9 protein-coding genes and 1 pseudogene are annotated in these 13,365 nt (G+C 55.9%); all 10 read left to right on the top strand.

The genetic code is table 11. From position 1 onward, the window contains the following. Nucleotides 1–815: glycoside hydrolase family 19 protein (locus tag ACZ3HG_RS22710; protein WP_465334564.1), on the top strand; the 815-nt coding region annotated here is incomplete at its 5' end. Next, complete coding sequence (locus ACZ3HG_RS22705) at nt 812–1,210, top strand: hypothetical protein (RefSeq protein ID WP_465334562.1); 399 nt, start codon at nt 812–814, stop codon at nt 1,208–1,210. The genes ACZ3HG_RS22710 and ACZ3HG_RS22705, both read left to right, overlap by 4 nt. 693 nt (nt 1,211–1,903) lie before the next feature. Continuing rightward, nucleotides 1,904–2,979, top strand: a pseudogene (locus ACZ3HG_RS22700) (IS3 family transposase). Nucleotides 2,980–3,321: 342 nt separating this feature from the next. Continuing rightward, entirely contained in the window at nt 3,322–3,585 is a 264-nt protein-coding gene (locus tag ACZ3HG_RS22695; RefSeq protein WP_465334560.1) for a PAAR domain-containing protein, read from the top strand. A 2-nt stretch (nt 3,586–3,587) separates the two neighbouring features. Beyond that, a complete protein-coding gene (locus ACZ3HG_RS22690; protein WP_465334558.1) occupies nt 3,588–4,793 on the top strand; it encodes a hypothetical protein in 1,206 nt (401 codons plus the stop codon). Continuing rightward, nucleotides 4,790–8,173: an ImcF-related family protein gene (locus ACZ3HG_RS22685; RefSeq protein WP_465334556.1), complete on the top strand. Its 3,384-nt coding sequence runs from the start codon at nt 4,790–4,792 to the stop codon at nt 8,171–8,173. The genes ACZ3HG_RS22690 and ACZ3HG_RS22685 overlap by 4 nt, the downstream gene beginning before the upstream one ends. A gap of 55 nt (nt 8,174–8,228) precedes the next feature. Next, complete coding sequence (gene tssA, locus ACZ3HG_RS22680; protein ID WP_465334554.1) at nt 8,229–9,851, top strand: type VI secretion system protein TssA; 1,623 nt, start codon at nt 8,229–8,231, stop codon at nt 9,849–9,851. A 29-nt stretch (nt 9,852–9,880) separates the two neighbouring features. After that, entirely contained in the window at nt 9,881–11,650 is a 1,770-nt protein-coding gene (gene tssF, locus ACZ3HG_RS22675) for a type VI secretion system baseplate subunit TssF (RefSeq protein ID WP_465334552.1), read from the top strand. Continuing rightward, nucleotides 11,614–12,696, top strand: a complete 1,083-nt coding sequence (gene tssG / locus ACZ3HG_RS22670; protein WP_465334550.1) for a type VI secretion system baseplate subunit TssG — start codon at nt 11,614–11,616, stop codon at nt 12,694–12,696. Before tssF ends, tssG begins: the two co-directional genes overlap by 37 nt. A gap of 150 nt (nt 12,697–12,846) precedes the next feature. Next, nucleotides 12,847–13,365, top strand: a complete 519-nt coding sequence (gene tssJ, locus ACZ3HG_RS22665) for a type VI secretion system lipoprotein TssJ (protein WP_465334548.1) — start codon at nt 12,847–12,849, stop codon at nt 13,363–13,365.

Raw genomic sequence — 13,365 nt, 5'->3', positions numbered from 1 at the left:
GGAAGAAGTACAGTGAAGCATTCCTCGATAAGTTGACCTGGATGCAGGACGTGACGACGGAGAAGCTGGGGCCGTCGTTGTGGCATATGCACCCGGTGATGTTTTTGGGTGCACTTAAGCCTATTGCAGATGGAGTAACCTATGATCAACTGAAAAGGATTTTCCCACAAGCTTCTGATGAAGACCTAAATACAGTGGTCAATGAGTTACGAAGTAAGCTTGAGACGTACAAACTGAATACTCCCACCAGACTAAGGCATTTCTTCTCCCAAATTAAAGGAGAAGTTGGTCCTCAAATGAAAGGTAAAACAGAAGGTTTTCAGTTCTCTCCAGATGCATTGAGGTCTTTCAGTCGATATTACAGGCAGCATTCTTCAGAGGCAGAACAGGATGGATATGCAAAAAATGCCAGAGGCGTAATAATTCGCAGAGCTGATGAACAGGCAATTGGCCGTAAACATTATCTAAGGTTGAATGGGAATCGGCAAACTAACCCTGACGATGGCTATAACTTTAGAGGTAGAGGATTGATTCAAATTACAGGCTATGAAAAATATCATGGATTTCCGACTGATTATCATAAATATTGGAGCGATAATGCTCCTGACTCAGTAAGTAATCCAGATATCATTAACGAAATGCCATATGCGATACGCAGTGCTATATGGTATTGGTTGAAATATAAGCCTTACTCTGAGGATAAAGGAAGAGGGTATGAGGATGTAGGAGATGTTACTCGAATAGTAAATGGAGGAGATATGGGGCTTGCGGAAAGAAAAATTTCTTACAGATTATGCGAACAGGTGTTCTTATGAAAAAAATAGTATTTATTTGTGCTGTTATGTTAGTGCCTTATTCTTTTGCTGATGAATGTAACGTTGATGAAATAATGGTCGCATCATGTAACCTTCCAGGGAAAGTACAACGGCTTGCAGTTTTTTGCGCCAAAAAAAATAATGATACTGTTAGGTATTCCTTTAAGAAAAACAACATTACTGAGCTTTCTGTTGATTTCTCTTCAAAGAATAAAATGAAAAGATGGGTAGATCTTGGAACCTACAGCACTTATTTGGGTTTTAATAAAGGGGAGTATTCATATGTTCTTATTGTACCAGAAGAAAGGCCAGATGCAGTTGCCCTCCTACAAATTAGCAAGGGTGGGGAAAAAATAAGCACAAGAAGGTGTAAATCAAATTCGTTTGGTGAGTAGCACATTAAAAGAAAAAGTATCGAAGATGTACCAGACGAAAAGGTAAGGGATAATGGATTTAAGTTCCCTTAATTAAACGTATGGATAGGATTTTTAATAATTTTATCGGTCTGAATTTAGTTTGATTGACTGCGGTTTTAGGGGAAAAAATGACGCCGATTAATAATCCCGACTTCCAAAAACCTACGTCAGGGACACCAGAAAAACACCTATCAAGCTGGCCAGCAACTAACAGGGACGTAGATCATGCCGGCAAAACTGATTAAAATCAGCTATCCCGTGCCGTCGAACAAAAGCGGCCACGAGTTTGCCTCCGCTGAGCAGTTGCTATATTGAAAGCAAAGTGGATGAGAGATTTTCTAAACTGGATAGTATTGATATATCTTATTTATTAACAGGCAAGGTTGATTGCCTCTCTGTTATTTAGGATAGGGAAAATGATAAATACACTTTCGTAATATATAAGAATAAAGAAGATCTTGTAGGTGGGAAATATTCTATTGTAACGATTAGTCGAGCGGGGGTGTGTACTTCGCATAATAATAATACATGGCTTGTATCAAGCAAAGGAAGTGTAGTCTTGAGGAATGAGGTGTGTAATAAAGGAGAGGTTCTGTAAGTATCCCACCAAAACGGCCCATTCATTTTTAGAGATCTTCCGACATACTGATTATGTCACCTGAGGAGATCGCTATGCGTAAGATCCGATTCACCGGGCACCAGATCATTGTCGTTCTGAAATCTGTAGAAGCTGGTCGAACCGTCAAAGATGTGTGTCGTGAGGCTGCTATTTCTGAAGCCAGCTATTAAAACTGGAAGGCGAAATAGGGCGGTATGGAAGCCGCTGATATCAAAAAGATCAAAGATCTTGAAGACGAGAATCGTCGTCTGAAGCAGATGTTTGCCGATCTGAGTCTGGAATGCCGGGCGCTGAAAGACGTCATCGAAAAAAAGCTTTAAAACCAGCGATAAAGCGTGAGCTCGTCAACTATCTGACCACGCAATTTACGATGAGCATACGCCAGGCATGCAGGACGTTATCACTAAGCAGGACGGTGTTTCGTTATCAACCGGATACGCGACGTGATGAAGTGGTGATCCAGAGGCTGACCGAGGTCGCTGAGCGCTATCCCCGCTACGGTTTTAAGAAGCTTTTTCAGGTAGTTCGCAGGCAGGGGCACGTCTGGAACCACAAACGTGTCCACCGGATTTACTGTCTTCTCAAACTGAATTTTCGTCGTAAGGGTAAACAACGCCTGCCGGTGCGCAATCCGGCTCCGCTGGCAACGCCGGAAGCACTCAACCAAAGTTGGTCGATTGATTTTATGCACGACGCGCTGACATGTGGGCGACGTTTTCGGACTAACCGTGAAGCTCTGGCGATAGAAATTGACCTGAATATCCCAGCGCAGCGTGTCGTCCGGGTGCTGGACAGAATAGTAGCAAACCGTGGATATCCGCTGAAGATGTGGATGGATAATGGGCCGGAACTGATATCACTGGCGCTGGCGCAATGGGCTGAAGACCATGGCGTGATGCTGGAATTTATCAAGCCGGGTAAGCCAACACAGAACGCGTTTATAGAACGGTTTAACCGAACATACCGGACAGAAATACTGGATTTTTACCTGTTCAGAACACTGAATGAGGTACGAAAAATAACGGAGCGCTGGCTGAATGAGTACAACAGTGAGCGACCTCATGAGTCCCTGAATAACCTGACACTGGAAGAATACCGGCTGATGGCTGAGAAACCGGAAATCTCATAAAGTGCCTGGAACTGAAGCTGGGATACTTACAACGACTGCACAAGCACAAGATGCTGTCGCTCTCCTTGAAGTTAGCCGAGGTGCTCGAAAAATAAGTAGGTTGTGATGTGAAGTTAACTCTTTTGGTGAGAAAAATATTACAAGAATTAATGTTGAATATATTTCTTATTCAATAATAAGAAATAATGGTTTTCAATTCCCATAAATAAATGCACCCATGACTTGTTTTTTCCAGAAAAATAACAGACCGCTGAGCGGGGCGCTATTTTTCACTTGTTAAAAATTGGCTAGTAAAAAATAGATAGCTTTATTTGTCCTGACACCTAATACATGGAGGAATATATGTTGCAGATTATTCGCAAAGGAGACAAAACCACGCACGGCGGAACGGTTTTGACGGCATCTGAAGAAATGAAATTCGGCGGCATTGGTGTGGCCCGTAAGGGGGATACGGTCTCCTGTCCGATGCCATTTCATGGCGTAACCATTATTATCGAAGGTAATCCGAATTATCTCGATAACGGTATTCCCGTGGCGTTCCACGGCCATAAGTGCGGCTGTGGCTGCACACTGATCAGCTCCTTTTCAGCGGCGAAGGTTGGGTGATCATGCCTGTTTTTCTGGATGCAATTCCTGACGCTGCCCCGGCGATCCCGCGACCAGTTACCCGGCGCTGGTTATACCTGCTCACGGCGATCATGATGCTGGGAAACGTCCTGACTTTCTGGTTTTGGACAAGGGAACGCTCGGGGCTTGCATTCTGGTTTATGGCATCAGGATTGCCATTTTGCCTCTGGGGGGTGCTCTTTACCCTGCGCCGTTTCAGCTATAAGTGCGATCAGGTCTGGGCCGCATCGTGGAACCGCGAACGGCAAGAATTGCTGGCGCAGGAAACCGCGCGTGGGCAAAGGGCCGCCAGAGTCCTGCTGACCGGAGTGAAAACACAGTCAGGCAGCGGCGCGGAAAAATTACTCAGCGCTGTGAAATCTTCCGCGTCTCAGCTGGATATGCAGATCCCAAGGACGGGCGTTTTACCCGTGCGTCATTCCCGCCTCGCGGGATTTTCTGACGAACGGCAGTCTCAGGATCTTAACGCCGTGATAACCAACATTGTCGGCCAGCTCAGGCCTGTGCTGGCTAAAATTCCCGCCGATGTGGCGTGCTGGATTATGACGGACTGTGACATTCCCGGGGTTCCGCAGGCGAATGAACAAATAAGACAGGCCGTCGTCGCGCAGACGGAGAGGCCGTTTCGCCAGCTCAATACTAAAGGTTTTGTCGCTCTGGATTTCTGGCTGGATGAGTTATGGCAACAGCCAGCTGTGCTGCTCGCTGTTAGCGCCCAAATTCGCTCCGCTCCTCAGGATAATGAAGGTGAGGCCATCACCTGGACCCTGTTAGTCAACCGGGATCACACTGACTTCCCGGATGCGGTGAAATTACATCGCCCGGAAAAAGGTAGCGCCGCCACGCTCATCCGTACGCTCCACAGGGCGCTGCTTTGGAGCAATCTTCCGGTAGAACACGTCATGGGGGCCATCATCACAGGCAGTGAAGTGGATCGCGCCGGGGACTGGAGCCGTGCCTGCGAAGTCAACGGGACGGCGTTCAGCATGACGAAAGACAACCATGATGTGGACCAGACCGTGGGCTATACCGGCAGGGCGGCTCCGTGGTTAGCGGTCAATCTTGCTGTCAGCATGGCGAGACAGGGTAGTGCACAGGTTGTGGTGGCAGAAGCCCATCCCGGGGAAATCTGGGTGGCTGGCATCACACCTGCCAGAACAACAGGGATTAATCAGGACCTCTCATGAAAATAAAAACGCTTATCGGCGCACTCGTCGCTGTTCTGGTATTTCTGACAGCAGTAATCAGCTTCTTATTCCTCGCGCTGCCGGAAAAAATGGCGCAGTGGACGGGGATCGGTCCGCTGGATCATGGCCGCCTGCTGACTCTCTGCCTGTCGGTTGCGACCGTACTTATTCTGCTGGGATGGCTTATAGAGAAAGTCTTTGACCGCGCAGGAAAATCGGGTGTTCAGGTGCTGTACCGCCAAAATCAACGCGAAGCGGGTGCGGAGGAGTCACCCCTTTCGCTCCAGCCCGACGCGGCGTCAGATACGTTCAGCGCCGCATCAGTAACCGAACACCTCAGCCTGCGCTATGGCCGCCGCTGGAAGCGCAAAGTCCGCATCCTGCTGGTTCAGGGCGATGCTGCTGATATTGAGAACGCCGTTCCCGGGCTGGGCCGCGACCGGTGGCAGGAGAGCGATGGCGTCGTTCTGATCCACGGCGGTGATGCAGAAGCCGCGCCGGATGAGGCGTTCTTGCAGGCGTTGCGCCAGCTGCGCCCGCGCCGACCGCTGGATGGTATCGTGCAGGTGGTCAGTACCCTTAGCCTGCCAGCAGAAGCGCAGCGCGATGCCTGCGTTCGTCACCGCCAGAAGGCCGACAGGCTGCTGGGCTGGCAGGCCCCGGTCTGGCTGTGGCTGATTGACAAAGCTAACGGGAAGCAGGATGGCCGTGAACTGGCCCCGGTGGGTTCCCTGTTTGGCCCGGGGGCAACCCCAGAGCAGGCCGTGGCATCGCTGGATGAGATGGTGCCGCGCCTGCGTACGGCCGGTATGGTGCAACTGCTGAACGATGCCCGCCATGACGGGTTGTTACGCCTGTCGTCGCAATTACACGGAGCCTTGAAAGCCCGCCTGACACTGCTGTTTACCGGCCTGATGCAGGGCCCGGCACCGTACCGCCTGCGCGGCATCATGATCGGCCCGGAGCTTGCCGGGGCAAACACGGCCGCCCACGTCCGTCTCAGCAGTCCAGGCTGGCAGGCGCTGGAAGAAGACAGCCGTCAGGTGGCCGCGCGCAAGCTGACCTTTGACTGGCTGAAGGCGCTGCGCCTGCTGCTGCTCACCCTGATTGCACTGTGGTGCGCCGGGACGGTGCTGTCTCTGGCCGTTAACCGCACGCAGATTTATCAGGCGCAGGAAACTGCCCGACTTGCGGCGGATAACACACTGCCGCTGGCGGAGCGCCTGCGTAACCAGCTGATGTTGCAGCAGGCCATCGCCCGCCTGCAGTATCGTGAGTCAACTGGCGCGCCCTGGTACACCCGCTTCGGGCTGAATCAGGACGGCGACACGCTGACCGCACTCTGGCCGCTGTACACCCGTAATAACAACCTGCTGATGCGCGATGCGGCGGCTGTTCATCTTCGGCAGCAGCTGAATGCCTTTGTGCAACTGCCTCCCGCCAGCCAGGGCAGGGTGCAGGGTACGCAGCAGGCCTATCAACGGCTGAAGGGCTACCTGATGCTTGCCCGCCCTGACAACGCGGATGCGGACTGGCTGGCAAAAAACATGCTGTCAATCTGGCCGAAGCGTCAGGGTGTGCCGGACGGAACCTGGCAGGCACTGGCACCGAAACTGTTGGGGTTTTATGCGCAGAACCTGCCGGCGCACCCGGAGTGGCGCACGGTACCCGATGCGCAGCTGGTGCGTAACGTACGCCAGATCCTGCTTAAACAGATAGGGCAGCGCAACGGAGAGTCCGGGCTGTACCAGTCGATGTTAAAACGTATTGCCAGCAACTGGCCGGACCTGACCCTGCGGGATCTGACCGGTGATACCGATCCGTCGCCGGTATTCAGTACGGAAGAGGTGGTGCCGGGCATGTTCACACGCCAGGCGTGGCAGGAGCAGGTGCAGGACGCAATCAATGAGGTGGTGAAGAGCCGCCGCGATGAAATTGACTGGGTGCTGTCGGACAAAAAACACCCACCGGACAGCGAGATATCGCCAGAAGCCCTGAAGGCGCGCCTGACCGAACGCTACTTTACTGACTTCGGTAACGCCTGGCTGAACATGGTGAACAGCATTCGGTGGCATGAAGCCACGTCCCTCCCGGAAGCGATTGCCCAGCTCAGTCTGGTAGCCGACGTCCGCCAGTCGCCGCTGGTTGCCCTGATGAACACGCTGGCGTGGCAGGGTAAAACCGGCGAAAAAAGCGCGCGGCTTGCCGATTCAATTGTCGACTCAGCGAAGAAAATGATGGGTAAAGAGCAGGACGGGCAGTCGTTCGTTGCCCAGGCGCAGGGGCCTCGCGGACCCCTTGACGGTGTGTTTGGTCCGCTGATCGGCGTGATGACCGGCAAAGATGGAACCGGCAGCTACGGCAGTCTGAGTTTTCAGTCCTGGCTTGCCCGCGTTACCCAGGTACGCCTCAAGCTGCAGCAGGTCACCAGCGCGCCGGACCCGCAGGCAATGTCGCAGGTGCTGGCGCAGACGGTATTCCAGGGGAAAGCTATCGATCTGACCGACACCCGCGACTACGGCAGCCTGATGGCTGCCAGCCTCGGGCAGGAGTGGAGCGGGTTTGGTCAGTCACTCTTCGTTCAGCCGCTGGATCTCGCCTGGCGCCAGGTGCTGGCTCCGGCGGCCGGCAGCCTGAATGCCCGCTGGCAGAGTTCGGTTGTCAGTCAGTGGAATAAAGCCTTTGCCGGGCGCTACCCGTTCAAAGCCACGGGCAGTGACGCTTCACTGCCGTTGCTGGCTCAGTTCCTGCGCAGTGACGCCGGGCGCATTACCACCTTCCTGAAGACCAGCCTCGGCGGGATTCTGCACCAGGAAGGTAATCGCTGGGTGGCCGATGCCGCAGCCAGCCAGGGTATGACCATAAGTCCGCAGTTTCTCAGGGCAATTAACCAGCTTGCTGAGATTGCCGACATCGTATTTCCGCAAGGCGATGCAGGCGTGCATTTCGAGCTGATGGCCCGCCCGTCACGCAATATAGCCCGGCTGCAGATGACCATTGACGAGCAAAACCTGGATTATTTCAACCAGATGGAAAGCTGGCAGAGCTTCACCTGGCCGGGAAACACCTACTACCCTGGCGCTCAGCTCAGCTGGCGCAGTGTAAAAAGTGGTATGCAGCTGTACACAAGCCAGCAGGGAAACTGGGGGCTTATCCGCCTGCTGGAGAAGGCACAGGCGACGGCACTGGACGCCAGCCGCACCCAGCTCGTGTGGTTCACCCCGAACGGTGAATCGCTGAAGGTTGTCCTGCGCAGCGAACTGAGCGCGGGACCGATGGCGCTGCTGCAGCTGCGCAATTTCAGGCTGCCGGAGCAAATTTTTCTTGATGAGTCCACAGGTTACGACGCTGAAGAAAGCACGGCCTCAGCAGGCTATTAATCAGTCATGCCCGCTACGTATGTGTCGGGCGCAACAGGGATGCAGAGAACATTTTATGGCGACATTACAGACACTGATAACCACCTGCGCGGCCGACGAAGCCGGACAGCAGGCGCTGCTGTTGCAGGCAACGGCCGATGCCGCCCTTTGGGATAAATGGCTCAGTCCAATACCCGGCGACAGCCCGGTCGGGGAAGATCCGGGGTACGACGATGATTTTCAGCAGATGCGTGAAGAGATCAACAAGCTGTCCGGCATTGATACCGGCCTGATGTGCGACCTGGCGGAAAGGCTGCTCTGCACCCGCTGCAAGGATGTCCGGGTCGCAACCTGGTATATCTGGGCAAGACTGCACCGCGATGGAGAATCGGGCCTGGCAGAAGGCCTGTCGCTGATGGCCGCACTGGTCAATCGCTTTGGCGAGACGTTACTTCCTGCCCGCCCTAACAGCCGCAAAATGGCGGCCAGCTGGCTGGGCGGTGGGCGTTTTCTCGACAGCCTTTCCCTCTATCCGGAAGTGGACCGCAGCGGTTATCAACGTATCGTTGCTGCACTGGTCCTGCTGGACAACGGCCTGCAGCTGTGGGAAGAGAGCAGTCGCCCTGAACTGGGGGGCCTATATCAGGCGCTGGAGAACCGGCTGGTGCAGTCGGGGGGGCTGGATAGCGTGGTGCCACAGAACAGCCGCCCGGCTGAGGATTCGCGCAACGCCAGCGGTTCGGTACAAGCCGCCCCGGCTCCCGTAATGAAAGACGTGCAGTCAGGCCGTGACCTGCTGGACCAGGCACGCACGCTGGCGCGCTATCTGCACGAGCAGCCGCTCGGCTGGCTCTCCGGGCACCATCTGATGAAAAGCATCCGCTGGGACACGATCCACGAACTGCCGCCGCTGGATGCCAGCGGACGTACGCGGCTGACCCCCCCGCGTACCGACTATCGCGCCCAGCTGAAACGTCTGTATCTGCAACAAAGTTGGCAGGAACTGATGGAGCAGGCCGGCAGTATGTTTGGTGAAGGGGTCAATCACCTCTGGCTCGATTTACAGTGGTATTTGCATCAGGCGCTAAGCCGCTGCGGGGCACCGTATGACGGCTGGGCCGCCATCATTCGCGAAGATCTGCGCCTGTTTCTCCAGCGCCTGCCGGGCTTTGAGACCCTGGCATACAATGACGGCACACCGTTTGCGGACGAAGTGACGCTGAACTGGATAAGCCAGCAGGTCAGAGAAGAACAGGGCGGTTGGATGGGCGATACCCCCAGTGCGACTCCCGAGGGGAATGATGACGACATCCTCGGGCTGGAGAGCGAAGCGCTGGCGCAGGCTGATGCCGATGGCGTGGAGTCGGCTCTGAGCTGGCTGCATTCCCGTCCCGGCATTACCTCCGTACGGCAGAAATGGCTGCTGCGCCTGTTGATGGCGCGTATCGCCGAGCAACACGGTAAGAATGAAATGGCGCTGCATCTCCTCAACGACATGCTCGCCCAGGCGGATCAGATCGCACTGCCTGACTGGGAGCCGCAGCTGATTTTCGAAGCCAGGGCCCGCAGCCTGAAGCTGCTGCGCATTAAGGCCAGCCGCAGTGAGTCTGATAAAACCCGCCTGGCGGCGGAGATGGATGCCCTTCTCGCCGGGCTTATCGCTATCGACCCCGCTCGTGCCATGGTGCTCTGTGGCTGATATTTTTTGATAACACTGGATCTACGACCATGGATGATTTAACCCTGCGCTATTACGAGGCTGAAATGCGCTATCTGCGCGAGGCCGGGAAGGCGTTCTCGCGCGCACATCCAGACCGGGCCGCGATGCTCAACCTGGATAAGCCGGGTGCGCGCGACCCTTATGTGGAACGCCTGTTTGAAGGCTTCGCTTTCCTGATGGGACGGATGCGCGAAAAGCTCGACGACGATCTGCCGGAGCTGACCGAAGGGCTGGTCAGCCTGCTGTGGCCCCACTACATGCGCACCATTCCGTCGCTGGCGATCGTGGCGTTTTCGCCCGACTGGCGCAGTCTGCGTCTGGCTGAGGTTTTACAGGAAGGATTCCCGGTGCTCTCGCGCCCGGTCGGGCCACATAAAACGGCCTGCCAGTACCGCACGACCCGTGAGATACCGCTGCAGCCGCTGCACCTGGCGGGTGCCTGCCTGCAGACCGAAACGGACGGGCGCTCCGCCATCCGCCTGCGTTTTGAGTGCCCGGAAAAAGTGGACTGGGCCAAAGCCGGGCTCGACAAGGTGGCTATTTACCTGAATGCCGACGGTCCTGTTGCTTCTGCGCTGCATCTGGCGCTGACCCGGCGGGTACATGCCACCTGGGCGCGCCATGCGGGTACCCACACTGAACGCCGCCAGTTTGATGGCTGGTGCAGGCCAATGGGCTTTGAGGATCAGGATCGCCTGTGGCCAAAGGGCGAGTCCGCCTTCAGCGGCTACCAGCTGCTGCTGGAGTACTTCAGCTTTCGGCCAAAGTTTATGTTTCTTGAGCTGCGCGGACTGGACACGATCGGCCTGAATGCCGCCAGCAGCTGGTTTGAAATCGACATCGTGCTGAACGAAGCCTGGCCCTCGGACCTGCCGTTTGAAACCGAAAACTTCCGCCTGCACTGCACCCCGGTCATCAATCTTTTCACGCTGGAGGCCGACCCGCTGACGCTCAACCCGCTGGACAACGAGTATCTGCTGCGGCCGCTGCGTTTACAGGACGGGCATACCGAGATTTACAGCGTCGATGATATCCACGGTGCGGTAAAGCACGGCAAGCACCCCTATGTGCCCTTTACCAGCTTCCGTCACCGGGGCGGCATGATGCGCCACGATGCCCCGGAGCGCTATTACCACACCCGCGTCAGGCGTGGGGCATCCGGGCTGTATGACACCTGGCTGATCCTTGGCGGCGGCGCGTTTGAAGTCGAGAAGCTGGCCGAAAAGCCTGAGTCGCTGTCGATGCGTATCACCGGAACCAACGGGCAGCTGCCGCGCAAGGCGCTGGCAGGCACCCTGCTGGACCGGGTGGTGAAGGCCGGTAAAGTGCCGGTTAAGGTGCTGAACCTCTCTGCGCCAACCATGCCGCTTTATCCCCCGGCCAGCGATCGCTTCCACTGGCGGGTGATGAGCCACCTGGGATCGAACTTCCTGAGCATGATGGATAACCCCGAGGTGCTGCGCGGGACGCTGGCGCTGTATGACTGGACGGATGACGAAATGAATCGCCGCCGCCTGGAAGCGATCGTCGCGGTGAAGCACACGTTGATCCGCCGCTTTGAACGCGGCTTTATGCTGCGCGGCGTGGATATCGAAGTGACCCTCAACGCCGATAACTTTGCCGGAGAAGGTGACGTCAATCTGTTCGGGGAAATGCTGCACCGCTTCTTCGCGCTGTATGCGGATATCCATCTTTTCAACCAGCTGACGCTGGTGCTGCAACCTACAGGGAAACGACTGCGATGGAACGAGAATCACAGCCAGCACGTACCCGGCTGACGCTGGCACTGAGCCAGAAAATCTGGCGGGTGAATTTTTACCGCTTCTGCCAGCTGCTGGAGCAGACAGATCCAGACGCGCCGCTGCTGGGGGCAACCAGCCACCCAGGTACTGATCCGGTGCGCTTTCGTCCGTGGCCGGGCATGGGGTTCCCGGTCAGTGAACTGAAACGTGTGGAAACCGACGAAGACAGCCCGGATTTACCGCCCACGGTGCGCACCACCTTTCTTGGGATGTACGGCGTGGACTCGCCTCTTCCGGGTAACTATCTGGACGATATTGCCCAGCGTCGGGATGGCCACGAGGCGACGAGCGCCTTTCTGGATATCTTCAGCCACCGTATCACGACCCAGTATTATCGTATCTGGCGCAAATACGCATACCCGGCCACCTTTGAAGCGGGTGGGGGCGACGCCACCTCGCAGTGCCTGCTGGGGCTGGTGGGATTAGGGATCCCCGGTACGGCAGCGCACGTTGCCACGCCCGTTTCACGTTTTCTGGCATTGCTGGGCACCATGCGACTGCCAACGCGCAACGCCGAGGGGATCCGCGCTCTGGTCAGCCTGCTGGCACCGGATACTCAGGCGTTAGTGACGCCGCATGACCCGGTGAAAGTTCCGATTGAACGCCGTGCCGGTCTGGCAGCAGACAGTCGCGTGCCGCTCTGGCAGCGCGCCACGCTGGGTAAAACGGCGAAAGAGTCCGGCAGCCGCGTGTTACTCACGCTGGTGACGCGTAATCCGCAGGAGGCCGAAGGTTGGCTGCCGGGCGGCCATTACCACACCGACCTGCTGGCCCTGCTGCGCGTTTACCTCGGCTATCGAAGCGATGCCCGCTTACGTCTGACCGTGCCGGTCAGCCTGCTACCTGAACCGCGTCTCGGTAAAACGCGCCGTATCCAGCTTGGTCACACCGGCCTGCTGGGGCTGAAAAATGGCAAGCTCAGCGATAATCGGGAAACCCTGACCGTCAGTCTTGGCTGCTACGTGGGCGTGCAATGCACCGCTTTACCCCCGGCAGAAGATGGCCAATACCGCTTTAAATAATTACACATCACTCTCCCCAAACTGATTCAGATGGCAGGCAGGCGACAAATAAACACAACCCCGGCGCACAGACAGCTGTGTCACCGGGACGTGGGAACGCAGCCAGCGCATCGCCAATCTGAAGTCTGCAAGGGATAAAGGAATATCTGAATGACTACAGTAACCCGGGCGCTGACGCTCATCGCCTGCTGCCTGCTGGCAGGCTGCGGTCTCACCCAGACCGTCTCGGACGGTACGGTCAGCCTGACTAAATCCATCTTCTACAAGCAGATCAAAATCCTGCATCTGGATTTTGCCCCGCGCGCGGCCGCTAACGCCGACGGTGAGCAGACGCCGCTGGCCACCATGGTGCGTGTCTATCAGTTAACAGATCGTAAGGCAGTGGATGCGGCGAACTACCCGAGTTTGCTTAATAACGCGGACGCAGCGCTGAAGGACGACGTGCTGGCCTCGCGTTCTCTACTGGTGATGCCGGATGGCAGCGTCACGCTGGATATGCCGATGGATGAAAATGCCCAGTTTGTGGCGGTGGTCGGTTTGTTCAACCGTCCGGACATGAAGGACAACCGCTGGCGTCTGGTGCTGTCCCGCAACGATCTCGACCCGGACAAAGCGCGCATTATTGAACTGGGGGACGGCTGGCTTAGCCTCGTCCCCGTAAAGGAGTGA

This window comes from Erwinia sp. PME.40.26/001 (assembly GCF_055556675.1).
This window is presented reverse-complemented; position numbering and strand designations above follow the sequence as displayed.

Excerpts from the sequence above, each read along its gene's own strand:
- ACZ3HG_RS22705 (WP_465334562.1), top strand. The coding sequence starts at position 812 with ATGAAAAAAATAGTATTTATTTGTGCTGTTATGTTAGTGCCTTATTCT.
- ACZ3HG_RS22695 (WP_465334560.1), top strand. The coding sequence starts at position 3,322 with ATGTTGCAGATTATTCGCAAAGGAGACAAAACCACGCACGGCGGAACG.
- ACZ3HG_RS22690 (WP_465334558.1), top strand. The coding sequence starts at position 3,588 with ATGCCTGTTTTTCTGGATGCAATTCCTGACGCTGCCCCGGCGATCCCG.
- ACZ3HG_RS22685 (WP_465334556.1), top strand. The coding sequence starts at position 4,790 with ATGAAAATAAAAACGCTTATCGGCGCACTCGTCGCTGTTCTGGTATTT.
- tssA (WP_465334554.1), top strand. The coding sequence starts at position 8,229 with ATGGCGACATTACAGACACTGATAACCACCTGCGCGGCCGACGAAGCC.
- tssF (WP_465334552.1), top strand. The coding sequence starts at position 9,881 with ATGGATGATTTAACCCTGCGCTATTACGAGGCTGAAATGCGCTATCTG.
- tssG (WP_465334550.1), top strand. The coding sequence starts at position 11,614 with ATGGAACGAGAATCACAGCCAGCACGTACCCGGCTGACGCTGGCACTG.
- tssJ (WP_465334548.1), top strand. The coding sequence starts at position 12,847 with ATGACTACAGTAACCCGGGCGCTGACGCTCATCGCCTGCTGCCTGCTG.